Below are 26,934 nucleotides of genomic sequence, written 5' to 3' on the forward strand. Positions count from 1 at the left end.
GGAAATGGACATCGGTCAAGCGAATCGGGAATTCGCCCCCGCCGGACCGAGGCTGCGCACGGTGTCCAGGAATTCCCGCAGTACCGGCGAAGTGCCGGTTTTCCGGTACGACAACACCAACTCCGGCAACGGAATTCGCGGAGTGACGGCGCAGAACCACACGCCCGCCCTGGCGACCGCCCGCATACAGCTCGGCCCCATGCCCACCCCGACCCCGCACGCGGCCAGCCCGATGATCGTGTGCACGTCCCTGGCCTCGATCACCCGCCCGGCGGCGTCGGTGCCCGGTTCCAGCAGCGGCCGCAGCCTGGACATCGTGGCCGGCTCGGCGTCCCACGGGGCGACGATCAACTGCGCGTCACGCAACTGCTCGATACCGACCGACCGCTGTCCGGCGAAGGGATGCGCGGCACCGACCACGGCCACCAGATCGTCCCGGCCGACCGTGACCGAGGTCAGCCGCTCCGCACCCGCGCCGCGCGGGGCACCGCGCCCGATGCTCACGTCCAGCTCGCCCGCGATCAGCGCGGAAGTACTGGCGCTGGTGGACATTTCATGCAGGCCGAGGCGCACGTCCGGATGATCGGCGACGAACGCGTTCAACACCGCAGGCAGCAGCTCGAGCAACGCCGAGCCGATGAAGCCGATGCGCAACTCGCCGATCTCGCCCCGCTCCGCCCGCCCGGCATCGGCTGCGGCCCCGGCCATTTCGGCCAGCGATCGGCGCGCCCGCGCCAGAAACGCCTCCCCGGCCGCGGTCGGAAACACCCCGCGTGCGGTGCGGTCGAACAGTCGCGCCCCGACCTCCCGCTCGAGCGCGGCGATCTGTTTGGACAGTGGTGGCTGCGCGATGCCGACGGCGTTGGCGGCCCGCCCGAAATGCTGATGTTCGGCCAGGGCGATGGCGTAGCGCAGATGGCGTGCTTCCACCGGGTCGATGATATCCCTGGGGTATCACGCACTGGCTTGTGAGATATGCCGGTGGATAATGCTCCGGCCGAACGGTGGACTGGTCCGATGGATACGATCTTCGTCCTCGTGCACGGCGCGTGGCATGCCTCCTGGCAGTGGGCGGCCACGCAACGCGGACTGGCCGAACTGGGCGCGACCAGTCTCGCCCTGGACCTGCCCGGGCACGGCTTTGCCGCGCCCATACCCGACACCTACCTCGACTCCGGGCAGTCCCGCCTGAGCTCGGCCGCGTCGGAACTCGCGGGCCTGTCCGCGGCGGAGTGCGCCGCCGATATCGTGGCGGCGCTGCGCACGGTTCGCCGGTATCGCCGGGTCGTGCTGGTCGCGCACAGCGCGGGCGGCGGACCGGCGTCCGCGGCCGCGGAGCAGGCACCCGAACTGGTCGACGCGCTGGTGTACCTGTCGGCATTCGTGCCCGCGGGCCGTCCGCGCTTCGCCGACTATCTGGCCGCCCCGGAACAGACCGCCACCGCCCTGGGCGGCGGCCTGATCCTGGGTGATCCCGGGCAGATCGGCGCGTTCCGGATCAACCCGATCTCGCCCGACCCCGCCTACGTCGAGGAGCTACGGCAGACCTACTACCACGATGTCCCCGTCCGGGAATTCGATCGCTGGCGCCACGCCCTGAGCCCCGATCTCCCGGTATCCATCCCGACGACCCCGATCACCCTGACCCGCGAACGGTGGGGAAGCATCCCGCGCGTGTTCATCCGCTGCGCGGACGACCGCGCGGCGACCCCCGCCATGCAAGACCTGATGATCGCCGAAGCCGACGCGGCCATGCCGGACCACCCGTTCACCGTGCACACCCTGCCCGGCGGCCACGCACCGTTCGCCGCCCGGCCGGCCGCGCTGGCCGCTGTACTCGCCGGGTACGAAATCCCCGTCCGGCCATCAGTGCCGGACGGGATTCCAGTCTGAGCATTCGGTAATCTCGTTCGTCTTCGGATTTCAGCCGGGACCGCAGCCCCAGTCCTGACTGTGGCGACTTCGTCCATCCCGCGCGGAAGCCGGGTCCCTCCGGCCCCGCTGTGCGGCCCCGGGCAGACTGCGGGGATGGTTTCTGCTTCGTCAGCTCGGCCGTCGCCCGCGGATCTCGCCGCCGCGCAGGGCAAGACAGTTCCCGATGTGATCGGGCCCGGCCTGCGGGTGCTGTTCTGCGGAATCAACCCGGGCCTGTGGTCCGGGGCCACCGGACTTCACTTCGCTCGTCCGGGGAACCGGTTCTGGCCTGCCTTGCACCGGTCCGGCTTCACGCCCCGCCAACTGCGGCCGGACGAACAGGGAGAACTGCTAGGTCTGGGCTTGGGGATCACCAACGTGGCCGCGCGCACGACCGCCAAGGCCGAGGAGCTGACCGCCGACGAACTGCGCGCAGGCGGACGCGCCCTGGTCGAGCGGGTCGAGCAGTACCGGCCTCGGGTCCTGGCCGTACTCGGTATCGGCGCCTACCGCACGGCTTTCGGCCGTCCGCGCACCACCGTCGGCCCCCAGCCCGAGCGGATCGGTGACAGCGCGATCTGGGTGCTGCCCAACCCCAGCGGACTCAACGCCCATTACACACTCGACGCCCTCGCCGCGGAATTCCGCGCGGTGCGGGAAATGGTCGAAACCGGCTGACCTCCGCGCGGCCCGAGAACCCGTTGCGGTCCAACGACTTCGAATTCGGGCCACGGGAGCGGGCGATGAATTATATTGTGCGGGCAGCACTACCGAGGGAGTGCGAGTGTCCGCTGACGATATCGACGTGTTCATCTCGTACAGTCATGCCGCCGACGGCGAGCTCTCGCCCGGTCTGCAGCGGGCGCTGGAAAGACTTGCCCGGCCTTGGTATCGACCGCGCGCGCTGCGCGTCTTCCGGGATCAGACGGACCTGGCCGCGGCCGACGATCTGGGCCGGGAAATCCGAAACGCTCTCGACCGCTCGCGCTACTTTCTCCTGCTCGCCTCTCCGCGCGCGGCGAAATCGCCGTGGGTCGGCGAAGAAATCGAATTCTGGCAGCAGCACCGGGAACGAAGCACCTTTCTCATCGCGGTCACCGACGGAATCGTGCAGTGGGACAAGGAGTCCGGCGACTTCGATTGGGACGCAACCACCGCGGCCGGACCTGCGCCTGAGCGCACCGGCCACGTCGGCATTTTCGCCTGGAATCGACGTAGAGAATTTGCTGGTGACTTTCGATCCGGACGCTGGCCCAGCTACGCGACCTTCGCTCGTCGACAACCTCAGGTTCTTGATAGCTGGACTGAGGCGGAGTCGTCGTTCGATTGCTGGAGACGTCGACGCGATAAGAGCGGCGCGCGCGGCGATGTATTCGAATGTTCAAATCGGCGCCTATCCTGAGATTTTCGACACCCAGTTCTCGAAGACGTTGCGCCAGAGTATTGATCGCGAGACGTGGGTGGATGCGATGCGACGCAAGAACGAAGGCCGAGATTTCTCCGGTCCGGAAAGCGTTGCCGTGTCCGTCTCCGGCCGTGCGGCGACGGTCTACATTTCTGCGTTCGACGGGGACCGCGACCGCACCGCAGAGCTTCGTGCGCATCGGCGGCAAGTGGTGGTTCACCTGAGGAACGCGAAACCTCCGTCGCGGGTCGGCGGCCGATCTCCGCCCGCCCGTTTGGTGGCAGGCCGATGCACTACCAGACATGCTGTGCCACAGCCGATTCGGCCGCACGAAGAAGTGGTGTCCGGAATGCGCTGTACTCCAAACGAATTAGTTACAGGCCCGCATCTTCTGTGTTTGAATCGATGGAAATGTCGAGCAGATCGCGAAGGGACGCGTGTGCAGGATTCGTTGACATTTTCCACGAGCACTCGCGACCGCCTCTGGGCATTGCTGGCCATGCTCACCGCAGCGGTGCTGATATCGGCGTGCGGCGCCGAGCATCCCGGCGGTCCGGAACCGGGTGCGGGCCAAGGGTTCGCGATTTTGTCGAGCACGGGTGGGCTGAGCCTGACCGATGGTAAGACCACGCGCCGGCTCGGGGCGTTTCGCACGGAGGCCGCTAGTTGGAACGGTACGTCCGCCGCTTGGCGGGATGCGAATACGGCGGTGGTGGTTTCGAGCAGCACCATCGGCATCGTCACCGCCGCGGGTGAGCAGGCCACCGCACCATGCGCCGGCTGCCGTGGCGTGGCCGTTGTCGGCGACACGGTGTTCACCGCGCGCACGAACTACCGGGCAGGCGACGGTTTCGACATCGTCGAGTTCGACGCCACCCTGCGCGAGGTCCGCTCCGCACCGGCGCAACGAGTCAATGAACGGTGGCTCGGTGTGCGCAATGCCGACGACGTGCGACCGCCTGCGGTCGTGGCCGCGACCAAGGACGCGGTATATGTGAGCTACATATCCCGCTCCGGCGGCGCTCGGCACGGCCCGGAGATCGTCGCGGAATATGGCTGGACCGGCGAACAACGGGAGTACGTGCTGATCGATGGGCAGAAAATCGGGTACGCCGTGTCGCCGGACGCCCGATACCTGGCCATGGCCTCCGGCGGATCGGGTGGGGCCTGCCGGACGACCGCGAACCTGCGGGTGATCGATCTACGGCAGATGCGTGAGCTGGACACCTATCCGGACCGGCCACTCGAACACATGGTGGCCACCGGATCACTGAGCGAACCGTGGTTCTTCGCCGAAGACCTCCGCTGGGTGGCGGGCGAAGTCGTGGTGACCGGCCAGGTGCATTCGCTGCGGCCCAACGAGGACTGTGATCCCGCACCACGCTCCTGGACGAGGCGCTATCAAGTCGAAAGTCAGTCTTTCATCGATACTCCCGCGGATCCCATCCGGGCGACCAGGGTGATCGGACCCACCTGTACCGATCTGATCGGCTATTCAGGCCTCGACAACAAGCGCGCCGTAATCGGTAAATCCGGCGGGGCGAACACCGAATTGGCAACGAACGCCGGAATTCTCGCGGCGACGGCGGGAAGTCTGACGTGCTGAATGACGATCAACGGGCGCCGGGGGAGCATCAGCCCGGATACGACGCCTTCATTTCCTATCGATCCGCGGTATCGGCCAAAGCCGCTCGCCAACTACAGCGTGCCCTGATCGCACTGTCCAAGCGGCATCGGACCGACGGCGGCGTGATCTCCCTGTTCCTCGACACGCAATCGCTCGTCGCCGGCGAACTCGACGCGGAGATCAAACGGGCGTTGGAACATTCACGTTCGCTCATCGTGCTGCTCGGCGCGGGCACGAACGAGTCGCCGTGGGTGAATATCGAGATCGAGCACTGGCTCGGCCACGGTGGGGACAAGTCGAGGCTCTACCTTGTCCGACATGACGAATCCGTGAATCTGACCTGGGCCGACGGCAAGTTCGCCGAGCCGGAGGCCCTGCCCGCCGCACTCGCCGACCTGTTCGACACCGAGCGGAAATGGCTGGAGCTGCGGACGTCGCTCACCGGAACCGATGAGACCGCCCTGGTGGGACTCTACGCCCCGATCGCGGGCATCCGGCCCGAGGATCTGCTCCTCGCCGAGGCCGACTTCCAGCAGCAGCGGCAGCGGCGCACCCGGATGGTCCTCTCCGCGCTGTCCATCCTGCTCGTGCTGTCGCTCGTCGCCGGCGTGGTGGCGTTGTTCAATTGGCGTAGTTCCGAAGCCAACCGGGTCCGCGCCGACCGGGAAGCCGTGCAGGCCAGAGCCGAGGCCAATGCCGCCCAGGCGCTGCTCGCCACCGAGGATTCCGCGGCGCTCGGCATTCGCCTCGGGGTGGAGGCGGCCGACGCGTCGTCGAGCGCAAGTGTGCGGGCCGCCCTGCTAGCCGTGGCTGATTCCACCTCCGTGCTCGAGCACGCCTTCGAATTCCCCCGCGGCGACGCGGGCTATCCGGGCACGGGCGTCGCCTTCTCGATCGACGACGCGCAGCTGTTTGCCTGGGGGCATGCCGCCGATCGGCCCGAGTCCTATCTCGTCGGGTGGGACCTGGAGACCGGACGCCGGCAGTTCGGCATCAGGGTGAGCATTCCGGCGCTCAGCGCGGTGGCCGCCGTCGCCCCGCGCTGGGTGGCAGGCTGTTCGGACGCCGGCCCGGTGGTGATCGGCACCGCCACCAATGAGGTGCGCAAACTGGCCGCCGACTGGCAGCGATCATCCCGTTGCACAGTGCATGCGTTCGGCGGCGGGCTGGCCATCGTCACCCGGGAAAGCTCTGGGCGACAAGGCACGTCGTACTTCCTGAACCACGCCGGCGCCGTCACCGAGCTGGCAGGCATGTCGAGCATCGCGGTCCGGCAGGACGCCCCGGTCGCGATCGTCGCCGGACCCGGTGGCATCGCGGCCCTGCGAGCGGGCGGCGTGCTCCCGGTGAGCAACCAACCGGCCAGCACCGCCGACATCCTGGACAACGCGGGTGGCTTCGCCGTGCGCGCCGATCAACGGCGATGGGTGCTGGGGCGTCCGCAGGGCGAAAGCTATAGTCTCACTGAGACTTCCGCGAGTCAGGAGGCCGTCGACTCGGCCCCGGAGCTCACCCTCGAAGGCCTCACCGGCGCACTCGCGGAAGTGACTGCCGACGGTACCGTACGTATGACCGGATCCACGGTCTCGGGGCAGGTCGCCAGCGACGGCCGCCTCGACAAGTTCAATCACGCCACCGAGATCGAATCCGTCACGGACGGTTTCGTCGTCGTGTATCGCGACGCGGCCTTCATGGCATGGGCGCCAGGCCAACGCGCCGATCCGTCGCTGGTGAAGTTTCTACCGCGGGACACCTGGCGCGTATTGCATGCCGGGTGGAGCATGGCTGCGGCCGAGACCGGGCAGACGGCGGTGGTCGGCGCCTGCGCCAACCGGGACAAGATCTATCTCCGAGACGACAGCAAGCCGTCGACCGTCTGGACGGTCTCCGCCGGCCTGGCGACCAAGGTCGAAGGTTTTATCGGGACCGGACCTACCTGCGGCGTCGCAACAGCATCGGGCGGTATCCGCTTCAAGCCCAAATACCATTTCATGGACAGCAATCTCACCCTGAGGAAGAACCCGGCCTTCGATGCCGTCGCGATCGGCGCCACGGAAACGAAGATCGCGGTGATCCAGGCCGACCTGCCCATCGAGGTGTTGACCACCGGCGGCGAGGCCAACCGGCCTTGGGGAGCAAGGCAAATGCCGAATGCCGAGGTGTCGACCGCGCTCGGCGAGCGCCGGATCGTCCTCGGCGGCGACGTGGCCACCGTGCTGCGGGACGGTTCGGTGCGACGCTGGCGCGGCGCTGTGCCGGAGCGGGTGCTCGCCGTACACCCGGCCGGTCTGGAAGTCCTTTCCGTCAACCGCAAACCCGGTTCCCGCGCGGTCTTCGTCACTGAGGCGGGCCTGGCCGGCGAAGCGGACATCGTGTGCGCCGCCACCCCCGTCGGATACGTCCCCAACCCTGGCTTCCAGACCTCCAAACAGGCTGCGACACAGGCACTTCTGGTTGCCGACACCGGGCGCGGGGTGATCGACTGCCACACCGGCAGACTGATCGACGCGCTGGCGCCGAATCGCATCGTGGATTACGGCATCACCGAGCGCGGTGGGCAAATCCTGTGGCGCGACGAGAAGGATCGCCTACAGATCACCGATTGGAGCACCGTGGGCACCGGGGTGCGAACCAGGCCTGCGCCGGACGACCTCAGCAGGCCGGGCGCACACGTCTTCACCGCCGGCACGACGATCGCGGGCATCGCCGACGGCGAAGGGCTGCTGCGGATCTTCCGAGCCGACGGCGACGGCTGGCAGCAGGTGTCGACCGTGCCGATGACCCTGCGGAACCCGGTCGGAATCGCCCTCGCCGACAAGGGCACGCTGGCGGTGGTGGTAGCCGGCGACGCGGGGTTCGAGATCTTCGACACCGCCACCGGCCGCCGGTTGGTCACCGGGCATCCGGACCTTCTCGCACCCGATCTCCCGCACCATATCTCGGTCACCGAGTCGGACGGATTCCTGACCATCCTGGTGTATCGGAAGGACGACGCCGCGGCCAAGGTGGGGATCGAGGTTCCGATTACGGTGCCCCTGCTGGTCGGTCAGCTCTGCACGGCGTACTCGGCACCCCTGTGTGGCAGGCACGGCAATTGATCGGGCGGCAGCGGGCAACTCGACCACGATCGGCCGGGATACCCTGTGCCGCTATCGGTTCCGCGCGCCGCCGATCAACCGGCCGGAGCCGTGAGCAGGCGTTCGACCACATCGGTTATCGCGTCATAGTCGGTCAGTGGGATGATGTGGGTGAGTGGGGAATTCGCGATCTCGGCGGCGGGGGCGGACGCGGTGCCGCCGGTGCGTGCCCGCGCGATCTCGTCGGCTGTGCGACCCGAACCGTTCAGGACTACTACCGGGTGGCCGGCGGACAAGCTGTTGCGCGCGTCGCGCAGGGTGATGGCACCGCCGTTGATCAGCAGCGTCACCGACCGGCGCTCGGCCGAGATCACCTGTGCGGCAAGGGTGAGCCACGGCGATTCGTCACCCCACTCGCAGCCGGGGACGAGGATCAGGTGGGTATGGGACTCTTCTACAGCGGCCGTACCGGCTACCGGCTCGGTTCCCGGCAGGCAAACGGTGCCTGCGGCGGCGACACCGATCAGGGGGAAGCTCGCCCGCGTCCGGGTGCGCACCTCGCCCATCAGTCGCATGACGCCCGCGTCGGTCCCGCCGTCCACGACCACGGCCCCGCACCGATCCAGCACGGGCACAAGCCGGGTCATCAGCAGCGTGATCGATGCCGAAGCGGCTTCGTCGCCCATCCCCGCCGCGCCGCCGACCACGACGAGCACCGGGCGGCCGCGCGGAATGCCTTGTGCCGCGAAGGTTTCGGCGAGATCCGTGGTGGCATCGACACGGATCGCCTCGGGTCCAGCCATATGCCTTCCTTACCCGAACGAATGGCCGCGGGTCGCCAGCCTATCGCGAACGGGCTCCCGTTCCGGCGACGAACCGGGCCGACACGAGATACGGACCAGAGGCAGCACTTGAATGCACGGACCCAGCGCACCGTGCGGAAGCGTGAGGAGCCGGCATGAGCGGGTTGAGCGATGACGAATTGCCGGGGTTCTGGCGCAGCGCGGACGCCGCGTCGCTGCGCGGCCAGGCCTTGACCCTGCGGGTGAACATCATCCGGCTGGGCGGTTCCGTCGCCGCGGCGATGGGCGGCGCGTTCAGCTGGTCCACCGGCACGGTCAATGTGTGGGCCATGGTGGCGCTGGCCGGCTTCGCGGCCGCGTTGATCGCGGAGGTCATCCTGATCAGCCAACGGCCGGAACAGGATTGGTACTCTGGACGCGCGCTGGCCGAGTCGGCCAAGACCCTGGCGTGGCGGTACGCCGTCGGCGCGGACCCCTTCTTCCTCGGTCTCGGCGCCGAGGCCGCCCGCGCCGAGCTGCGTGCCAGGTTGGCGGGGATCGTGGAGAAGGTCGGCAGCCGCATAGCGATCGGGGCCGACATTCCCGACGTTACCGACGCGATGACGACGCTGCGCAACGCTCCGTTCAGCGAGCGCAAGACCGCCTACATCGAGGGCCGCACCAAGGACCAGCATCGGTGGTACGTGCGCAAGGCCGAGGCCGCGAAGCGGAAAACGCTGATCTGGCAGGCGTTTCTCGTCGCCGCCGAGGTCATCGGGCTGGTGCTGGCCGGCGCGCGTGCCTTCGATATCTGGGAGTTGGATATCTCCGGCATCGTCGCCGCGTGCATCGCCGCCGGCGCCGCCTGGATCGGCCTCAAGCAATACTCGGCCCTCACCACCGCCTACGCCACCGCCGCCAACGAATTGGCGCTACAGGTGGGCCGCCTGACCGACGTCACGGAGGCAGAATGGCCACAGGCCGTAGCCGACGCCGAGGAAGCCATCAGCCGCGAACACACCATGTGGCTCGCCACCCACGCCGCCAACCTCTTGTGATTCGCTGATCACTCCAGTGCCGTGTCGAGGTGATCGGTCAACGTTGCGGCGGTAGGGTATTCGAACACGATGGTGGTCGGCAGGGAGATGCCGAGGGCGGCGCGGAGGCGGTTGCGGAACTCGACGGCACCGAGGGAGTCGAAACCGAGGTCTTTGAAGGACTGGTCGATGCCGATGGCGGCGGGGCCGTCGTAGCCGAGTACCGCGGCGGCGGTGGAGCGGACGAGCGCGAGGATCTGCTCGCGGCGGTGGGCGGGATCGAGTCCGGCGAGGCGGCCGAGGGTGGGTGCGCCCGGCGTGGCGCCCGCTCGAGGTGCCGCCCGCACTAGGCCGCGGGCCAGCGCGGGCATGATCTCACCCGACCGCATGGCGGCGATGTTCAGCCGTGCGGGCAGGACGAAGGGGCGGCCGAGCCCGATCGCCTCGTCGAACAGGTCGAGGGCCTCGGCCGAGGACATCGCGACGAGCCCGCCCCGGGTCACGCGAGTCCGATCCTGCTCGCGCAGATGCCCGGTCATGCCGGTGGCGGCGGCCCAGAAGCCGAAGCCGAGCGAGACCGCGGGCAAGCCGAGCTGGCACCGGTGCGCCGCGAGCGCGTCGAGGAATGAGTTGGCCGCGGCATAGTTCGCCTGACCGGCAGGGCCGATGCTGCCCGCGATCGAGGAGCACAAGACGAACATCGACAGCTCCGACGCCGAGGTCGCCTCGTGCAGATTCCAGGCGGCGTCGACCTTCGGCCGGAGCACGGTCTCGAGGTGCTGCGGGGTCATCGTGTCGATCACCGCGTCGTCGAGGACGCCGGCCGCGTGGATCACGCCGGTCAACGGCGGGTCGATGCGCGCGATCGCCGCACGTAACGAATCACGCTGCGCGACATCGCATGTCACGATGTGAACGCTCGCGCCGAGCGCGCTGAGCTCGCGGTGCAGTTGGGCCGCGCCAGGGGCCTCGAGACCACGGCGGCTGAGCAGCACCAGGTTTCGGACACCGTGGCGGCTGACCAGATGCCGCGCGAGCAGCGCGCCGATGGCGCCGGTGCCACCGGTGATCAGGACGGTGCCCGCCGGCGGCCGTTCGGCGGGGATCGTGAGCGCCAGTTTGCCGACGTGGCGCGCGTGACCGAGGTAGCGCAGCGCTTCCGGCGCCCGGCGAATGTCCCAGCGGCTCACCGGCAACGGCCGCAATACGCCGGACTCGAACATCGCCGCGATGTCGGCGAGCGCCTGCTGGATTCGGCCGGTGCCGACGTCGAGCACATCGAAGGCCTGGTATGCCACGCCCGGGTGATCCGCCGCAACGGCGGCCACGGCACGGATATCGGTCTTTCCCAGCTCGATGAACCGGCCGCCGCGGGGGAGCAAGCGCAGCGAGGCATCGACGAAATCACCTGCGAGCGAGTCGAGTACGACGTCCACGCCGGCGCCGGCGGTGGTCGCGAGGAACACCTGCTCGAACTCGAGCGTGCGCGAGTCGCCGATGTGGTCGTCGTCGAATCCGCGCGCCCGCAGCTCGTGCTGCTTGCCGGGGCTGGCCGTGACGAAGACTTCCGCGCCCCAATGCCGGGCCAGCGCGATCGCGGCGAGGCCGACACCGCCGGTCGCCGCATGCACCAGCAGCCGCTCGCCCGGGGCCAGTCGCGCCAGGTCACGCAGGGCGAGGTAGGCGGTGAGGAACACGGCGGGTGTGCCGGCGGCTTCGGCGAACGACATGCCCGCCGGAATCGGAACCACCAGCCGGTGATCGACGACCGCGGCCGACGCGATCGGACCGAGTAGCCCCATCACCCGGTCGCCCGGCGCGAGCGTCGTCACGTCGTCGGCGACCTCGACCACGACACCGGCTCCGTCGGCGCCGATTTCGGCGTGCACGCCGGCCCGGGCCTCGTCGTACATCCCGAGCGCGATCACGACGTCGCGGAAGTTCAGCCCGCTGGCGCGCACCGCGATCCGGACCTCACCGGCCCGCAGCGCCCGATCCGGCTCGGCCGGTGCCTCCAGCCGCAGATTGGCCGACTGGAGCGTGCCGGTACCGGCGGTCCGCAGCTGCCAGGGCCCGGCCTCGAGCACCTCGGGTTCGTCGATCATGTCGACGTCGGCGCGAACCAGCCTGGGGGCGTAGATGTTTCCGCGTCGGTACGCGAGCTGCGGTTCGTCGCCGGCCAGCGCCGCCGCGATCGCCGCGCGGCGGTGTACCCAATCGTCGACGTCCACGAGCGCGATTCGCCCCGGGTGCTCGTTCTGTGCCGCCCGCAACAGCCCCCAGACCGATGCGTGCACGAGATCTTCCACGTCCTCGCCGCTGTGCACCGCGACCGCCCGGCAGGTGACGACGACCAGCGCGCTGTCGTCGTCGCGGGCCAGCCACCGCTGGATCTGATCGAGGATCGCGGCCAGCCGCGCGTGCACCGCCCGGGGGAGATCGCCGTCGGTCACCGGCACCGCTCGGCATCGTAATATATTGGGAGACTGGCCGATTCGTTCCGATCGTGATTCCGGAACCTGGACCGGGGCCCAATCGATGGCGTACACCGGAGCATTCGCCAACTGCCGTCGATCGATCGACCGGAACGCGAGCGTGTCGATGGCGGCGACCACGGACCCGGCGGTATCGAACAGGGTCACCGTGGCGCGCTCGTCGGCCTGCATCGCCACGTGCGCCCGCAGCGCGGTCGCGCCCACCGCGTACAGCTCGACCCCGTCCCAGGCGAAAGGCACTGTCACCCTTCCGGTTTCGCGGGTGGCAAGCGGCTCGATCAGCATGTGCAGCGCGGCATCGAGCAGTGCCGGATGCAGACCGAAGCCCGCCGTGCCGGACGGGAGCGGCACGGCGACCTCGGCGAAGAACTCCGCATCCCGCACCCACGCGGCACGGAGCCCGCGCAACGCTGGGCCGTATTCGTAGCCGCGGGCCGCGCATCGATCGTAGAAATCGGCAATGTCGACCGGTGCGGCGTCTTTCGGCGGCCACGCCGGTGCGGCGGCAGGCGAGGCCGAGCGCGGGCGGGTGGACACGGCACCGGCGGCGTGCAACGTCCAGCGCGCCGAATCGTCGGTGCGCGTATAGCACCGGACCGGCCGCCAGCCCGAGGATTCGGCCGGACCGACGATGGTTTGCAGCTGCGCCGCAGCGCTTTCGGCGACGACGAGCGGCGCGTGCAGAACGAGTTCGGACAGCCGGGGACAGCCGACCCGCGCGCCGATCGACAGGACGAGCTCGACCATCGCGACGCCGGGGAACAGGACCGTTCCGGCGATGGTGTGGTCCGCGAGCCAGGGCTGGCGGTCGACGGATACCTCGCCGGCGAACGTCACTTCGCCCGACTCCAGATGTTCGACCACCGCGTCGATGAACGGGTGCACGGCACCGGCTCCGCCCGCGTCGGGCGCGAGCCAGAATCGGTTGTGCTGGAACGGATATACCGGCAGATCGACTCGTCGTGGTCGCAGCGCTTCGAGATAAGTCCGCCACGAGGGAACAACGTGCGCCGCGGCGCGAAGGAAGCGGCGCAGGCCGCCCTGGTCGCGCCGCACGGTCTCGACCACCGTCACCTCGCCGGTGTCGAGCGTTTCCTCGATGCCCACGGTCAGCACCGGGTGTGGGCTCACCTCGACGAAATCGCGGTACCCGTGTTCGTAGGCGGCGCGCACCGCCGCCTCGAATCGCACCGGCCGCCTGAGGTTTTCGAACCAGTATGCGGCGTCGATCGCGGCCGGCTCGAGCAGGCCGCCGGTGACCGTCGAGAAGAACGGCACCGACGCCTGGTGCCCGGCGGCCGTTCCAATTCCGGCGAGGGCCGACCGCAACTCGGCGCCGATCGCATCGACCTGGTCCGAGTGCGCGGCGTAGTCCACGGGAATCCGTTTGATGCCGAGGTCGTTGGCCTCGCCGTGCGCGATCAGTTCCGTGATCGCGGCCGCCTCGCCGGACACCACGGTCGCGCGCGGTCCGTTGAATGCCGCGACACTCAGTCGGCCGGGCCACTTTTCGAGCAGTATGCCGACCTCGTCGAGCGGGCGCGGAATCGACACCATCCCGCCCCGGCCGGCGATGGCGACGAGCGCGCGGCTGCGGGCGACGACGACGCGTGCGGCGTCGGCCAGCGGCAGCACCCCGGCGACGTAGGCGGCCGCGATCTCGCCCTGCGAATGACCGACGACCGCGGCAGGTTCGACGCCGACCGACCGCCACAGGCGGGCCAGCGAGGTCATCACGGCGAACAGGACCGGCTGCACCACATCGACCCGATCGAGGCCGGGCGCGCCCGGCCGGTGCCGCAGCACGTCGAGCAGCGACCAGTCGACCAGGTCCGCGAACACGGCGGCGCATTCGTCGATATGTTCGGCGAATGCCGGTGCGGTGTCCAGCAATTCGGTCGCCATCCCCACCCACTGCGACCCTTGGCCGGGGAACACGAACACCGTGCCCCCGCCGGGTCGGCCGGGGATAACGACGTTCTCGGCGGCTCGGCCCTCGGCCAGCGCGGTCAGGCCCGCGCGCAGTTCGTCGCGGTCAGCGCCGACGACGACGGCCCGGCAGGCGAGGCTTGCCCGGCCGGTGGCCAGCGACCACGCGAGATCCACCGGCTCCTGGTCCAGCACGGTCAGCAGCCGGGACGCCTGCTCCGCCAACGCCTTTCCGGTCTGCGCCGACAGCGCGAGCGGGACCACGGCGGGTGGTCCGGGCCGCATCGCCGGCGCGGGACCGCGCGGCGCCTGTTCGAGGATCACGTGGGCGTTGGTGCCGCTGATGCCGAACGCCGAGACACCCGCGCGCCGGATCGGGGAGTTCACCGGCCACGCGGTCGGCTCGGCGACGACCCGCACCGCTCCGCTCGACCAGTCGACCGCGCTGGTCAGCCGATCGACCTGCAGCGTCGGCGGAATCGTCCCCTGCCGCATGGCCTCGACCATCTTGATCACCCCGGCGACGCCCGCCGCGGTCTGCGCGTGACCGATGTTCGACTTCACCGACCCGATCAGCAGCGGCATTGCGGCCGTGCGGGTTTCGCCGTAGGTCGCGATCAGTGCGGTGGCCTCGATCGGGTCGCCGACCGTCGTTCCGGTGCCGTGCGCCTCCACGACATCGATGTCGGCGGGTGTGAGCCCCGCGTCGGCGAGCGCCTTGCGGATGACCCGTTCCTGCGCGGGGCCGCTCGGTACCGTCAGTCCGCTCGACGCGCCGTCCTGATTGATCGCCGATCCGCGCAGCAGCGCGAGCACCGGGTGATCGTGCCGGCGAGCGTCGGAGAGTCGTTCCAGGACCAGGACGCCCACGCCTTCGCCGATCCCGAAGCCGTCGGCCGCGGCCGAGAACGGCTTGCACCGGCCGTCTTCGGCGAGCGCGCCGAGTTCGGCCAGCTCGATGATGGCGCTCGGTGAGCTCAGCACCGTCGCGCCACCGGCCAGCGCGAGCGTGCAGTCACCGGCCCGCAAGCCCTGGGCCGCGAGGTGGATCGCGACCAGCGAGGAGGAGCAGGCGGTGTCCACGCTGATCGCCGGACCCGCCAGCCCGAGGGTGTACGCGACCCGCCCGGATGCGACGGCGGGCGCGGTGCCGGTGGTGAGGTGGCCCCCCAAACCCATGCCGTCGGCGGCGACCCGGCCGCCGTATTCCAGCGCGGCGACGCCGAAATAGACCCCGGTTTCGGAGCCGGCGAGCGATAACGGATCGATGCCGCCGCGTTCCAAGGCTTCCCACGATGTTTCGAGCAGCAGCCGCTGCTGTGGTTCCATCGCCAGCGCCTCGCTCGGGCCGATGCCGAACAGCCCCGCGTCGAACGCGCCCGCCGCGTCCAGGAAGTTGCCGTGCCGGGAGGTGAGCGAGGCCGGCAGCCTGCTCCGATCCCAGCCCCGGTCGGTCGGGAATGCCGAAGTGGCACTGCGGCCCGCGGTGGCGAAGTGCCAGAGATCGGCCGGCGAGGCGATGCCGCCCGGAAAGCGGCACCCGATGCCGACGATCGCGATCGGCTCGGCCGCCGGGCGGACCGGCTCAGCCATCGACGAATCTCGGATACAGCGCCCGCGTCAGCTCGAGGGCGATCTCCATGCTGATCGCGTCCACGTTCGCGGACATGTTGGTGACGACCGCGATCGACGCGTCCTCGGCGGGATAGCGGTACACCGCGCACGACGAACCGGGCATGATGCTGTTGTGGCCGAGCAGCGCGCCGAGCCGCTGCACCCCGAGCCCGTATCGATGAAAGGCGCGGCGGCGGTCCAGCTGTATCGGCGTCAAGCGCGCACGCTGCGACGCCGCGGACAGCAGCGTGCCATCGGCGAGCTCGCGCACCCAGATCAGGAGGTCGTCGACCGTGGAGATCATCCCACCGGTGGTCCACAGGACATTGGGGTTCATGTCGCCGAGCTCGCGCAGCGTGCGGCCGTCGGGCATGCGCGTGTAGATCGTCGGACGCGGTTCCGGAAGCTTTGCGACCGAGGGGAATTCGGTGCTGGTCAGACCGGGCAGCGCGGCGACGACCTGGTCATTGAGCACGTCGGCGGCGCGTTCTCCGGTCACCCGTTCGAGCACGAGACCGAGCAGGATGTAGTTGCTGTCGCAGTAGTCGGCCTTCGTCCCCGGCTCGAAAGCCGCAGGGCCGCTTCGCATCAGGTCGACCTTGCGCGCTTGCGGCCAGTCCGCGTCCGGAGTGTCGAAGGACAGCTCGTCGCGGGTCGGCAGCCAATCCGGCAGGCCGACGAAGTTGGCGACACCGGAGGACATATTGAGGAGCTGCTCGATCGTGATGCGCTCACCGTTCGGAATTCCCGGGACGAACGATTCGAGCGTGTCGTCGAAACCGAGCCGCCCCCGGTCGATCTGCTGGAGAACGGCCGTCGCGGTGAACGACTTCGTGACGCAGCCGATGCGATAGTGGTCGCCGATCCGGAACGATTCGCCGGTGCTCAGATCCGAGACACCAAGCGCGAGCTCCCACCGCTGATCGCCCACTTCGACGACCGCGCCGAGGCCGGGCAGGCGGTGCTCGTAGAACTGCGTCTCGAGCACGAAATCGAGAGTGTCACGGGCCATCTCGTCCAGCATCACAGTATTTCTGCGGCGGCGGCGACCATGGTCAGACGACTCGGAATTCGCGTTCGGTGGGCCGGTTCTCCCGGATCCGGCGGACCAGTTCGACGACTCGCTGGTTGACGAGTCGCTCGAACGCGCTGCCGTCCACCGGTACCGCGATCGGATTCGGTTTGGGCTCGATGACGTAGCGGCCGTCATCGGCGAGGTCGCGCCAGCGCAGCAGGTAGCCGCGGCGGTCTTGGATCCAGTGCACCCCGCTGCCCGGCTCGATCTTCAGCTCGCCGAGCTGGGTCGTGCGCGCGTTGCGCCACTGGTCGGAGCGCTGTTCCGGCGACTCGGCCGCCTCGAGCACCTGCGAGGAGCCGTAGCTGTAGTCCAGGCCGTCCGGCTTCTCCGAGAGGATCGGGATTTCGCCCCGCCGCCCGGCGTCGACCTTCGGCAGCTGGTCGATTACCGCCTTCGCCAGCCCGGGGACATCGGTTTCGTAGACGTGGATGTCACCACCGCGCTCGATGGTCTCGCCGGGCTCCTGGACCAGGACCACCGCGAAGCCTTCGCGTCGCAGGCCGACAACGCGCGTCACCGCGGACATGTCCGTCTCGTCGTCGGGCGCCTCACCCGCCGCCCAGATGACGATGTCCGGTTTGACGACGGCCTCCCACAGCTGTTGCGAGTCCTCCGGAAGAATCGCCAGCAGCCGTTCCGCGGTCTCCTTTTTCGCCTGGTAGTAGTCGTCCTCGTACTGGTGGGTCGGCCAGTGCGTCAGCGGGAACGGCAGGACGTCGTCCGACATCAGCTCCCACAGCACCACCAGTTCGAGCGACGTCAGCCGTCCCCGGTATACGGTCATCGCTCGACGACCGGCTTGGACGTCACCGGAGCCTCACCGATCGCCTCTTCGATGTGCTCGGTCGAATCGAGGTAGTCGGCTCGCTTGTGCTCCTTCTGCTGACCCTGGGCGCCGGGGCCGGGGCCGGGACCCATGCCCATTCCCGCGCTCGACGCGAGGCCGGCCCGCGCGCCGGTCGCGGCGCTGGTCGTCGTCGCCTCGGCGCGCGGGAACAACTTGGACGCTTTGTCCAAATTCTGATTGACACCGGTGGTTTTCGGTGCGCCACCGGGACCGGGGCCCGCGCCCTTGGACGCGGCGGTTCCCATCGCCTTCTTCGCCTGCTCCTCCAGGTCCTTCAGGCTCGGGATGCCGGGCAGGCCGGCCAGGCCGGCCTGCTGCGCGGCCTGCTGTGCCGCACTGGCCAGTTGCGAGCCCATCTGCTGGGCGGCCTGCGCGAGCTGCTGGCCGATCTGCTGCGCCTGCTGTGCGACCTGCTGAGCCGCCTGTTGCTGAGCCTGCTGAGCGGCCTGTTGCTGCGCCTGCTTCTGCTGTTGCTGGGCGCGCAGCTCCTGGTCCGCGCGCGCCTTCGCCATCTGCTCCTCTAGAGCCTTGCGCTGCGCCTCGGCCTCTTGGCGCTGCTTTTCCGCTTGTGCCTGGAGCTTCTGGTCCTGGAGCTGGCTCTTCTGCAGTCCGGGCGGTCCGGGCGGCCCAGGAGGTCCGGGTGGGCCGGGGGTCTGGTGCGGCGACCGCGGGTCCGGGAGCCCGGTCGTCACCGGCTGGGGGAGCGGGAAGGTCGGCATGGACCCATCCGCGGATTTCCCGCCGGGAACGAAGATCTGGTTCATGACGTCGTTGGCGCGCTGGGTGAGCAACTGCTTCATCTGCGCGCGCGTCTGGTCGGTCTCGTAATCGCCGGAGGTTTTGATGATCGACTGCCCGTTGACCAGGTTGCCCTTGGCGTCCGGAATGTTGTTTCGCGTGTTGTCCAGGACTTCCGCCGAATAGTCCAGACTGTGCGCGACCGCGTTGATGACCGTGGGCAGGACCGAGAGTTGATCGGCGTAGCGCTGTACCGCCGCCGACGCGCTGCGACCGCCACCGGAATCCCACGAATCGTGGATCTTCGCCTTGACCTCGTTCGAGAATTTGCCGGCGAGCGCTTGCAGCGCGTTGCCGTGATTGCGCCAGTTCGTCGCCATCCCACGCACCGACGTGGAGTTGATCGAATCACGATAGGCGACGAGGGTTTCCAGGTCTTTGCCGTATGTCTCCCAAGCGATCTCGCCGGTCTCGGTCCCGACCTTGTCGTCGGTGCCCAGCACCGTACTCTTGGGTACGTTCCCGTCCTTCGGCTTGAACTCGTTCAGGTTGTACGACTTCGGCTTCCTCGGCGGTGGCGAGTCACCCATTGGCTACCTCCATGGACAGCTGGAATCCTACGGCTTCTTCGGCCGGAAGGCGGCCACTGCCGAATCGTAGGTGGAAATCTCGGCCGTGGTGGCGTGCTCATTTTTCAGGTACGCGTGGCCGGCCGCGATGAAGGTCTCCAGCATGTCGTTGACCACCTCGCGGTGCTTCGTCAGCGCGTACTTCAGCGAGGAGTCGCCGTTGTTCGCCCGGTCGTTGTAGCGCTTGGCGAGGTCTGTCGCGTTCTGCAGGTTGGTGCCGAAGCCCTGAACGGTGGCGAGGTGGTCGGCATCGTTGATCGCCTTGTCGAGCTCGGTGATCATCTGACCGCACATCTTGGCGCAGTCCTGTGCGGCCTGCGGTTCCAGCCGGATGTAGTTGTCCTTGGCGGCCTTGGTCAGGCGGTCGAATTCGCTGGGGTCTGCCATCGGCTGGTCCTTCTACGACGGAACACGGAAACAGGGCGTCGGCGCAGCAACCCGCGGGCGCTCGCAGCTGTGGGCATGGGGGTTCGATACTCGGTCGAACTTGGTGAATGCCGCACCTATAGAACTCCCCACCCGACCTCGTACGCACTGGTTTCGCCATCATAACGGACAGGTGGTGCCCGTCCATAGCCAAGGTTCAGGGGGCACGGCGGCTCGAATTCGGCCGGATGCCCGTCGTTCAGCAAGGCCGAACCGCCCTGGTCTCGGCTCGGGTGCCGGCTGTGGGAGTCGAGGTTGTCGAACCCGACGGCGCGGAAATCGGCGTCGCGACACTGTCGAATGATCGGTGAGAGGATGTCGGTCAGCCATCGTTCGGACCGCACTCCAGGAGGATTCGACCACAGTGAAGGTGCTTGTTACCGGCGGCGCCGGTTATATCGGCTCGGTTGTGGCCCACCAGCTTGTCGAAGCCGGACACGAGGTCGAAATCCTGGACAACCTGTCCACCGGTTTCGCCGGCAATCTGCCCCCCGGCGCGCGGTTCCACGAGATGTCGGTGCATCAGGTCGCCGACGTTCTGACCCCGGCCGCCCGGTTCGACGGGGTGTTGCACTTCGCCGCCAGCATCGAGGTCGCCGAGTCGGTGAGCGACCCGGACAAGTACTGGCACAACAACATCGAAGGTTCCCTCGCGCTGCTGCGCGCGATCCGGGCCGCCGATGTGCCGCGGCTGATCTTCTCCAGCACCGGTTCGATGTACACCGGCGACGGCACCACCGCGTTCGACGAGAACGCCGAGGTCCGCCCCCGGAACCCTTACGCCGCAACCAAAGCCACCGTCGACCAGCTCATCGCCGGTGCCTGCGGCGCCTCGGCCACGCTCGGTGCGGCCACCCTGCGCTACTTCAACGCCGCCGGCGCCGTCCGCGCGAGCAGTGGGGCCCACCTGGGTGAGCGTCACGATCCGGAATCGCACCTGATACCGATCCTGCTCCAGGCCGCAGGCGGGCAACGCGACACCTTCACCCTCTTCGGCACCGACTATCCGACCCCCGACGGCACCTGCATCCGCGACTACATCCATGTCGCCGATCTCGCCGCAGCGCACCTGCTCGCCCTCGACGCCGTCACGCCCGGCCGCCGCGACATCTTCAATCTCGGTAACGGGCAAGGACATTCGAACCGGCAGGTGCTCGACACCGTCCGCGCCGTCACCGGCGTCGACTTCCCGGTCCGCGTCGAAGCCCGCCGCCCCGGCGACCCCGCCGTATCCATCGCGTCCAGCGAAAAAGCACACCGCGAGCTCGGCTGGAAACCCCAACGCCCCGACCTGACCGACATCGTCGCCGACGCCTGGCAGTTCCATCAGTCCGTGGTCTAGCCACCTCGCGCCGGCGGCACAGCGGCCGGTTCGGGGTTCGAGGACGGACCGGGAAGCACGCCTACAGCGGTGTGATCGCCCGGACGACGAGCATGTGCTGAGGGCTGGGGCAGATCAGGTTGTCCCAGGGCAGCCAGAGGGATTCGGTGTTGTCGGGCGGGTAGACGCGCAGGGTGTCGGTGCGCAGGGCCGCGCACTCGTTGATCTGCTTGGGATAGGAGATGAACTCGAATTGCGCCGCACCGCCCGGTGCGAGCGTGACCGGGGCCGGTTTCGGCGCCTGCGGGCCCTGGTCCCGGGTGGCGGGCTCGCCGACCGGTTCACCGGTGGGGCCGTTGGTTTGCGAGACGCCCGGGAATCCTTGCAGGACACAGGTTCGCGAGCTGGAGTTGATGAATCTCAGGAACCAGGTCCCGCCCACCTGGCCGCCGACTCCCTTGTCCAGGCGGAGTTGGGCGGTCACGCACTTCGCCGGTGCGGCATCGGCGGGCGGCGCGGCATCGGCGGGCGGCGCCGGATCCGCGACAGCGGTTTTGGTCGCGGGCACGCCGGGATCGGGTACACCGGGGCCGGGCACGCCGGGGACGTTGGGCGCGCCGGTCGCCTCGGGCACGCCGGTCTCACTCGTGCGCCCCGGCTGCGTGGACGGCTCGGTTTGCGCTGAGGGCAGCGGGGTTCGGGTGGGCGCCGGTCCGGGCGCCGAATTCGAGTCGCAACCGCCGGCGGCGATGACGACGCCCGCCGCGCACCCGGCGACCAGCAGTGATGTGATCCGCATGAGATCCCCTCCAGTTTCGAGCCGCCACCATTCGGTATGCAAGCAGCACATCGAGGTGCGCCGTTGGCCGTTACGTCCTGCGTCGGCAAGGATCAGGGTAATCGGCTGCTGATCAACACGGTTCGCCATGACGTCGCCCGAAACTCCCTGCTCCGAGCACCTTCGGTCGAAGTGTTGACGCGGGGCCGTGCCCCAGGAAGTGAGGGCGGCGCCGAGCCGAGCAGGTGATCGCCGATGCCGTCACCACGTCCTCTGCCGACGTGACTCCCGGATCGTGGTGGTGACCGCGTCGATAGCGGCGTCGGTGGTAGTCGCGTGGACGGACAGACGCACGGCCTCGGCGTGCACGGTGGCGGTGACACCCGCGGCCGCCAGACGCTTGCCGAGTTGTGCCGGTTGGTGATCGGGGAGCGCGAAAGACAGGATCCCGGAACGATGTTCGGGGCCGACCGCGGAGCGGATCAGCGGATCGAAGGGGAGTAGCGCCTCGTGCAGCGCGCCGAGACGTTCGCCGACGCGATGTTCGATCCAGGCCGGACCGACGGATTCGACCAGCTCGAGCGCGGCGGCGAAGGCGGCATGATCGACCGGGCTGAGATTGGTGAGGGAGAATCGCGCGGCGCCGTGCGCCTGCGGGTGGATCAGCCCGTCATAGCGAGTGGGATCTACGGCACCGGTCCACCCCGACAACAGCGGATCGACTCGTTCCAGTGCTCGATCCGACAGCGCGAGAAATCCGGTGCCCCACCCGGCGCGCAGCCATTTCTGTCCACCGACCACGAGAATGTCGCACACCTGCCACGGTTGGGTGGTCACCCCGAACCCCTGGATGCCGTCGACGATCAGCAGCCGCTCGCCGATGACCTCCCGGATACCGGCGAGGTCGGCCCGATAGCCGGTGGCGAAGTCGACCGCGCTGATCGACACCGCCGTGGTATCGGGCCGCAATTCTGCCCGGACCACCTCCGGCGACATCCGCCCGCCGGGCGGAGCGATCACCCGCAGCCGGAACCGACCGGCCTGGGCGGCGCGCGCCCAGGGATAATGGTTCGCCGGAAAGTCGTTGCCGCTCAACAGAACCTCGCCGGTCGCGAGCCCGGGCGGGATGGCGAACGCCGCCTGGAACAGCCCGGTCGAGGTGTTCGGCACCAGCACCACCGACGAAGTCGCGAAGCCGGACAGCCGCGCCGCGGCACGGACCGCTCGATCGGTCGCGCCCATCAGATCATCGACCGTGTCCGGGCCCGCCGTCGCACCGGATCGCATCGCCGCGGCGCTCGCGGCGACCACGGCCTGCGACGGGGGACCGTACCGCGCGAAATCGAGATAGCCGGCGGTCTCGCGGAATTGGGCCAGGTACGCGACCTGCGGATCGGTCACTGGTGCACCCGCGCCAGGAATTGGCGGGTACGGCTGTGCGCCGGATTGCCGATCACCTGCTCCGGCGGGCCCATCTCGACGACGACCCCCTGGTCGATGAAAACCACCTGGTCGGCCACCTCCCGCGCGAAGGACATCTCATGGGTCACCACGATCATGGTCATGCCCGCCCTGGCGAGTTCGGTCATCACGCTGAGCACCTCGCCGACCAGTTCCGGATCGAGCGCGCTGGTCGGCTCGTCGAACAGGATCAGCTTGGGCCGCATGGCCAATGCCCTGGCGATCGCCACTCGCTGCTGCTGTCCGCCGGAGAGCCGGCCGGGATACTCATCGACTTTGTCGGCGAGCCCCACGCGGTCGAGCAGGTCCTTCCCCTGCTGCCGCGCCTGCGCCGGCGGCGTGCCCTTGACCCTGACCGGTCCCTCGATCACGTTCTCCAGCGCCGTGCGATTCGGGAACAGGTTGAACCGCTGGAACACCATGGCGATCTGGGCCCGTTGCTTGGCGATCTCGCGCTCGCGTAGCTCGTGCAGCCGGCCGCCGCGCAGCCGGAACCCGATCGGGTCGCCATCGACCCAGATCTCCCCGGAATCCATCGACTCCAGATGGTTGACGCAGCGCAGGAACGTGCTCTTGCCCGCGCCGGACGGACCGAGCAGCACAACGACCTGACCTCGACGGACGACGAGATCGATACCCTTCAGCACCTCGACGTCGCCGTACCGCTTGCGCACCGACACGGCCCTGACCAGAACGTCGGGATCCTCCTGATTTCCCGGCAATCCGGCTGTGCCCGTTGTTCTTTCGCTCATGCGGTGGTCCTGACCATCGGTGGGGTGCCGAGGGATCGCCCGATCCGCCGCCACGGTGTCCGGTTTCCGTTCGATCGGTCCGACGCCGAGTACCGGCGTTCGAGGAAGTACTGGCCGACGCCGGCCACGCTGACCACGACCATGTACCAGATCGCGACGGTGAACAGCGTCTCCATCGGATTCAGGCTGTGCGAGGTCAGGTTCTGGGCCGCCTTGATCAACTCCAGGTAGCCGATGACCGACGCCATCGAGGTCCCCTTGAGCATGTTGATGAAGTCGTTGCCGGTCGGCGGGATGATCACGCGCATCGCCTGCGGCAGAATCACCCGCCGCAGCACCGTGGCCGGCGGCATGCCGATCGACTGGGCGGCCTCGATCTGGCCCTTGTCCACGCTGTTCAGTCCGGCGCGCACGATCTCGGCCATGTAGGCGCTTTCGTTCAGCCCGAGGCCGAGCAGTGCGGCGACGAATACCGTCATCAGCACATTCGCCGACTGGTCGAGCACGGTGACGTCGACGAACGGGATCAGGATCGTGATCCGCGGAAAGATGAACGCGAGATTGAACCAGAGCAGGATCTGCAGCAGGACGGGCAAGCCGCGGAACAGCCAGATGTAGCCGCCGGCGAACCAGCGTGCGACCGGATTGCGGGAGGCCCGCAGCAGCGCGATCACCACGCCGAGCACGATTGCCCCCGCCTGCGCGACGACGGCCAGGAGAATCGTATTGACCAGGCCCTCCAGGATGACGGGCTCGGTCAGCAGCGCGGGTATGGACGCGTAGTCGATCTCGCCTTGCGACATCGCGTATCCGAGCGCGCCGAGCAACACCAGGATGAGCACCCCGGATATCCATCGGCCCCAGTGCCGCAGCGGGACCTTGGGCAGGAGGGCGACTGCGGGCTCCTGGTCGCGGTTCGCGGAAATGTCAGCCTGCATTGACGGTTACCTGCTGCAGCGCACCCGAGCCGATCTGCCAGGCGGTGAGGATCTTGGTGTAGGTCCCGTCATCGACGAGGGATTGCAATGCTTTCCGCAGTGCCTGGGTCAGCGCCTTGTTCTCCTTGGCCAGACCGATCCCGTACGGACCGCCGTTGATGGGTGCCTGATCGACCGTCTCGAAGAACTTTCCGTCGCCGGCCGTGCGGGAGATATACGCCGCGGACGGTAGGTCGTTGAGGATCACCGCGATTCGGCCGGACCGCAACTGCTGCTGGTTCTGCGCGTCGCTGCTGGTGTCGGTGACGGTGAGGGCCGGCTTGCCCGCCGCCGTACATTTCGCGCTCTGCGACTGGGCGAACTCCTGCTGGCTGGTGCCGGTCACCACCGCGATGGCCTTGCCGCACAGGTCATCCACGGTGCGGATCTTCTCGGGGTTGCCCTTGGCCACCATCATGGTGATGCCCGAGGTGAAGTAGTCCACGAAGTCGATCTTCTGCTGGCGTTCCTTCGTGTCGTTCATGCCCGCGATGGTCGCGTCGATGCGTCCGGTTTGCAGACCGGTGATCAGCGAATCGAAGGACATGTCGCTGTAGGCGACGTCGAGACCGAGCTTCTTCGCGGCGGCCGTGATGAGGTCGACCTCGAACCCGACGGCCTTCTTGCCATCCGCGCCATAGAAGTTGTTCGGCGGCGACTGCACATTCGAGCCGACCGACAGCGTGCCCTTGCCCTTGATCGCCGCGGGCACCTCGCCGGCCAGCGCCGGATCGCTCTGCACGGCGTGCACGATCGCGGCGTTGTCCGGGATCGCCGAGTCGCCGCCGGCCGAGCCCGCGGTGGACTCGCCGGTGTGGCAGCCGGTGGCCAGCAGAACGCCGGCCAGCACGACCAGGGGTGAGTAGCGGCGCAGGCGCGCCTTCGGGTGGGTCACGGAATCTCCTTTGATCTGTGTTCGACGAGAAATGTGCGAAATCGGCTGCCCGGCCGGGTGACTCATCGCCTGAGGTGTCCCGACTCCCGGACGATCAGCCGAGCCGGGACGACGACCTGACGCGGGCCGTCGGTCAGCCCGCCGATGCGGTCGAACAGCATTTCGGCCGCCCGCACCCCCATGCGCTCGGCGTCCTGGGCGACCGTGGTGACGGCGGGGCTCAGCAGATCGGCAAGGTCGAATTCGTCGAATCCGACGTAGGCGACCGACAATTCGGGAGCGGTGCGCAGATGCCGGATGAGCGCCAGCGTCGCCCGGTTGTTTCCGGTGACCACGGCCGTGACCGGATCGGGCCCCCCGGCCCACCGCTGCCAGATCTCGGCTTGACTGCTCGGTTCGTGCAAACCCATGCCGACGAGGTTCGTCGCGTCCAGACCGTGCTCGCGGATCGCCGCGAGAAAGCCGTCGCGGCGACGGCCTGCCGTCCAGAACCGCTCGTCGTCGCCGAGATAACCGATCCTGCGATGGCCCGCCGCGACCAGATGCGCCACGGCCAGCCGCACGCCGCCTTCGTTGTCGGACACCACCGAATCGAACTTCGCACTCGAACTCGGCCGATCGACGAAGACGCACTTGGTTTCCGGTGCCAGCTCGGCTTCCAGCGCCACCTCACCGGCCAGACTGGCCGCGACGATCAGCCCGTCCACCCGGCGGGCGAGGAACGCGCTCGTGAGTTTCGCGGCGCGCGCGGAATCGCCCTGCGCCGATCCGGCCAGCAACAGGTAGTCCCGTTCCCGGGCCACCTGCTCGACGGCGGCCATGACGGTGCTGTAGAGAGGACCGGTCAGGTCCTCCATGACCAGGCCGATACTCGCGGTTGCGTTGCCCTGCCGGAGAATTCGCGCCCCGTCGTTACGCCGGAAGCCCAGCTCGTCGATGGCCGACCGGACCCGCTGCGCGGTTTCCTCCCGAACGCCGGGTTCACCGTTCACCACCCGCGACACGGTCATCAGCGAGGCGCCGGAGCGCCGCGCCACATCCGCCATCGTCGGCCACCGACGCCGCTCACCCGGCGCCGAAGCGTCACCTTCCGGCTCTGGTAACGTTACCATCGGACAAAGGTGACGTGCCGACGGTGCTTTGTCAACCCCT

20 protein-coding genes are annotated in these 26,934 nt (G+C 68.6%); 7 read left to right on the plus strand and 13 right to left on the minus strand.

Translation table 11 applies throughout. The annotated features are described in order from the left end of the window. Positions 1–15 precede the first annotated feature (15 nt). Positions 16–930, minus strand: a complete 915-nt coding sequence (locus tag ACFYO1_RS12025; RefSeq protein ID WP_387229737.1) for a LysR family transcriptional regulator — start codon at positions 928–930, stop codon at positions 16–18. An 87-nt stretch (positions 931–1,017) separates the two neighbouring features. On the opposite strand from ACFYO1_RS12025, the gene ACFYO1_RS12030 reads away from it, so the two are divergent. The 5 genes from ACFYO1_RS12030 to ACFYO1_RS12050 all read left to right on the plus strand — a co-directional run bounded on the left by ACFYO1_RS12030 (position 1,018) and on the right by ACFYO1_RS12050 (position 8,044). Next, a complete protein-coding gene (locus tag ACFYO1_RS12030; RefSeq protein ID WP_387229738.1) occupies positions 1,018–1,893 on the plus strand; it encodes an alpha/beta fold hydrolase in 876 nt (291 codons plus the stop codon). Positions 1,894–2,028: 135 nt separating this feature from the next. After that, positions 2,029–2,592: a G/U mismatch-specific DNA glycosylase gene (gene mug, locus ACFYO1_RS12035; RefSeq protein ID WP_387229740.1), complete on the plus strand. Its 564-nt coding sequence runs from the start codon at positions 2,029–2,031 to the stop codon at positions 2,590–2,592. Positions 2,593–2,698: 106 nt separating this feature from the next. Continuing rightward, positions 2,699–3,316, plus strand: coding sequence for a TIR domain-containing protein (locus tag ACFYO1_RS12040; RefSeq protein WP_387229742.1), 618 nt, complete (start codon positions 2,699–2,701; stop codon positions 3,314–3,316). A 454-nt stretch (positions 3,317–3,770) separates the two neighbouring features. Next, positions 3,771–4,925 (plus strand): hypothetical protein, encoded by a 1,155-nt coding sequence (locus tag ACFYO1_RS12045; protein WP_387229744.1) that lies wholly within the window; start codon positions 3,771–3,773, stop codon positions 4,923–4,925. After that, entirely contained in the window at positions 4,919–8,044 is a 3,126-nt protein-coding gene (locus tag ACFYO1_RS12050) for a toll/interleukin-1 receptor domain-containing protein (RefSeq protein ID WP_387229746.1), read from the plus strand. The genes ACFYO1_RS12045 and ACFYO1_RS12050 overlap by 7 nt, the downstream gene beginning before the upstream one ends. A 74-nt stretch (positions 8,045–8,118) precedes the next feature. On the opposite strand, the gene ACFYO1_RS12055 is transcribed toward ACFYO1_RS12050, so the two are convergent. Beyond that, complete coding sequence (locus tag ACFYO1_RS12055; RefSeq protein ID WP_387229747.1) at positions 8,119–8,826, minus strand: hypothetical protein; 708 nt, start codon at positions 8,824–8,826, stop codon at positions 8,119–8,121. 155 nt (positions 8,827–8,981) lie between these two features. Between ACFYO1_RS12055 and ACFYO1_RS12060 the strand changes: the two genes are divergently transcribed. Then, entirely contained in the window at positions 8,982–9,863 is an 882-nt protein-coding gene (locus ACFYO1_RS12060) for a DUF4231 domain-containing protein (protein WP_387229749.1), read from the plus strand. 8 nt (positions 9,864–9,871) lie between these two features. Here the strand turns inward: ACFYO1_RS12060 and ACFYO1_RS12065 are convergent, their stop codons facing one another. From ACFYO1_RS12065 to ACFYO1_RS12085, 5 genes are read right to left on the minus strand one after another with little or no spacing between them, the layout of a single operon-like run. After that, positions 9,872–15,859: a type I polyketide synthase gene (locus ACFYO1_RS12065; protein ID WP_387229751.1), complete on the minus strand. Its 5,988-nt coding sequence runs from the start codon at positions 15,857–15,859 to the stop codon at positions 9,872–9,874. Next, on the minus strand, positions 15,852–16,892 hold the full coding sequence (locus tag ACFYO1_RS12070; RefSeq protein WP_387229753.1) for a serine hydrolase domain-containing protein: 1,041 nt from the start codon (positions 16,890–16,892) through the stop codon (positions 15,852–15,854). The genes ACFYO1_RS12065 and ACFYO1_RS12070 overlap by 8 nt, the downstream gene beginning before the upstream one ends. Positions 16,893–16,935: 43 nt before the next feature. Next, the gene (locus ACFYO1_RS12075; RefSeq protein WP_387229755.1) at positions 16,936–17,742 is read right to left on the minus strand and encodes an ESX secretion-associated protein EspG; all 807 of its coding nucleotides are present in this window, start codon (positions 17,740–17,742) and stop codon (positions 16,936–16,938) included. Next, a complete protein-coding gene (locus ACFYO1_RS12080) occupies positions 17,739–19,133 on the minus strand; it encodes a hypothetical protein (RefSeq protein ID WP_387229757.1) in 1,395 nt (464 codons plus the stop codon). The genes ACFYO1_RS12075 and ACFYO1_RS12080 overlap by 4 nt, the downstream gene beginning before the upstream one ends. 27 nt (positions 19,134–19,160) lie before the next feature. Then, positions 19,161–19,559, minus strand: a complete 399-nt coding sequence (locus tag ACFYO1_RS12085; protein ID WP_387229759.1) for a hypothetical protein — start codon at positions 19,557–19,559, stop codon at positions 19,161–19,163. Between the two features lie 403 nt (positions 19,560–19,962). Between ACFYO1_RS12085 and galE the strand changes: the two genes are divergently transcribed. Next, positions 19,963–20,940 carry a UDP-glucose 4-epimerase GalE gene (gene galE, locus ACFYO1_RS12090; RefSeq protein WP_387229760.1) on the plus strand — a complete coding sequence of 326 codons (978 nt, stop codon included), beginning with the start codon at positions 19,963–19,965 and terminating at the stop codon, positions 20,938–20,940. A gap of 61 nt (positions 20,941–21,001) precedes the next feature. Here the strand turns inward: galE and ACFYO1_RS12095 are convergent, their stop codons facing one another. The 6 genes from ACFYO1_RS12095 to ACFYO1_RS12120 all read right to left on the minus strand — a co-directional run bounded on the left by ACFYO1_RS12095 (position 21,002) and on the right by ACFYO1_RS12120 (position 26,828). Continuing rightward, a complete protein-coding gene (locus tag ACFYO1_RS12095) occupies positions 21,002–21,718 on the minus strand; it encodes a DUF4232 domain-containing protein (protein ID WP_387229762.1) in 717 nt (238 codons plus the stop codon). Between the two features lie 240 nt (positions 21,719–21,958). Further along, positions 21,959–23,098: an aminotransferase class V-fold PLP-dependent enzyme gene (locus ACFYO1_RS12100; protein ID WP_387229764.1), complete on the minus strand. Its 1,140-nt coding sequence runs from the start codon at positions 23,096–23,098 to the stop codon at positions 21,959–21,961. Beyond that, positions 23,095–23,910 (minus strand): amino acid ABC transporter ATP-binding protein, encoded by an 816-nt coding sequence (locus ACFYO1_RS12105; protein WP_387229767.1) that lies wholly within the window; start codon positions 23,908–23,910, stop codon positions 23,095–23,097. The genes ACFYO1_RS12100 and ACFYO1_RS12105 overlap by 4 nt, the downstream gene beginning before the upstream one ends. After that, complete coding sequence (locus ACFYO1_RS12110) at positions 23,907–24,848, minus strand: amino acid ABC transporter permease (RefSeq protein ID WP_387229769.1); 942 nt, start codon at positions 24,846–24,848, stop codon at positions 23,907–23,909. The genes ACFYO1_RS12105 and ACFYO1_RS12110 overlap by 4 nt, the downstream gene beginning before the upstream one ends. Then, positions 24,838–25,782 carry an ABC transporter substrate-binding protein gene (locus tag ACFYO1_RS12115; RefSeq protein ID WP_387229771.1) on the minus strand — a complete coding sequence of 315 codons (945 nt, stop codon included), beginning with the start codon at positions 25,780–25,782 and terminating at the stop codon, positions 24,838–24,840. Before ACFYO1_RS12115 ends, ACFYO1_RS12110 begins: the two co-directional genes overlap by 11 nt. A gap of 62 nt (positions 25,783–25,844) precedes the next feature. Next, positions 25,845–26,828, minus strand: coding sequence for a LacI family DNA-binding transcriptional regulator (locus ACFYO1_RS12120; RefSeq protein ID WP_387229773.1), 984 nt, complete (start codon positions 26,826–26,828; stop codon positions 25,845–25,847). Positions 26,829–26,934 lie beyond the last annotated feature (106 nt).

This window comes from Nocardia sp. NPDC006044 (assembly GCF_042871115.1).
Lineage (GTDB): Bacteria > Actinomycetota > Actinomycetes > Mycobacteriales > Mycobacteriaceae > Nocardia.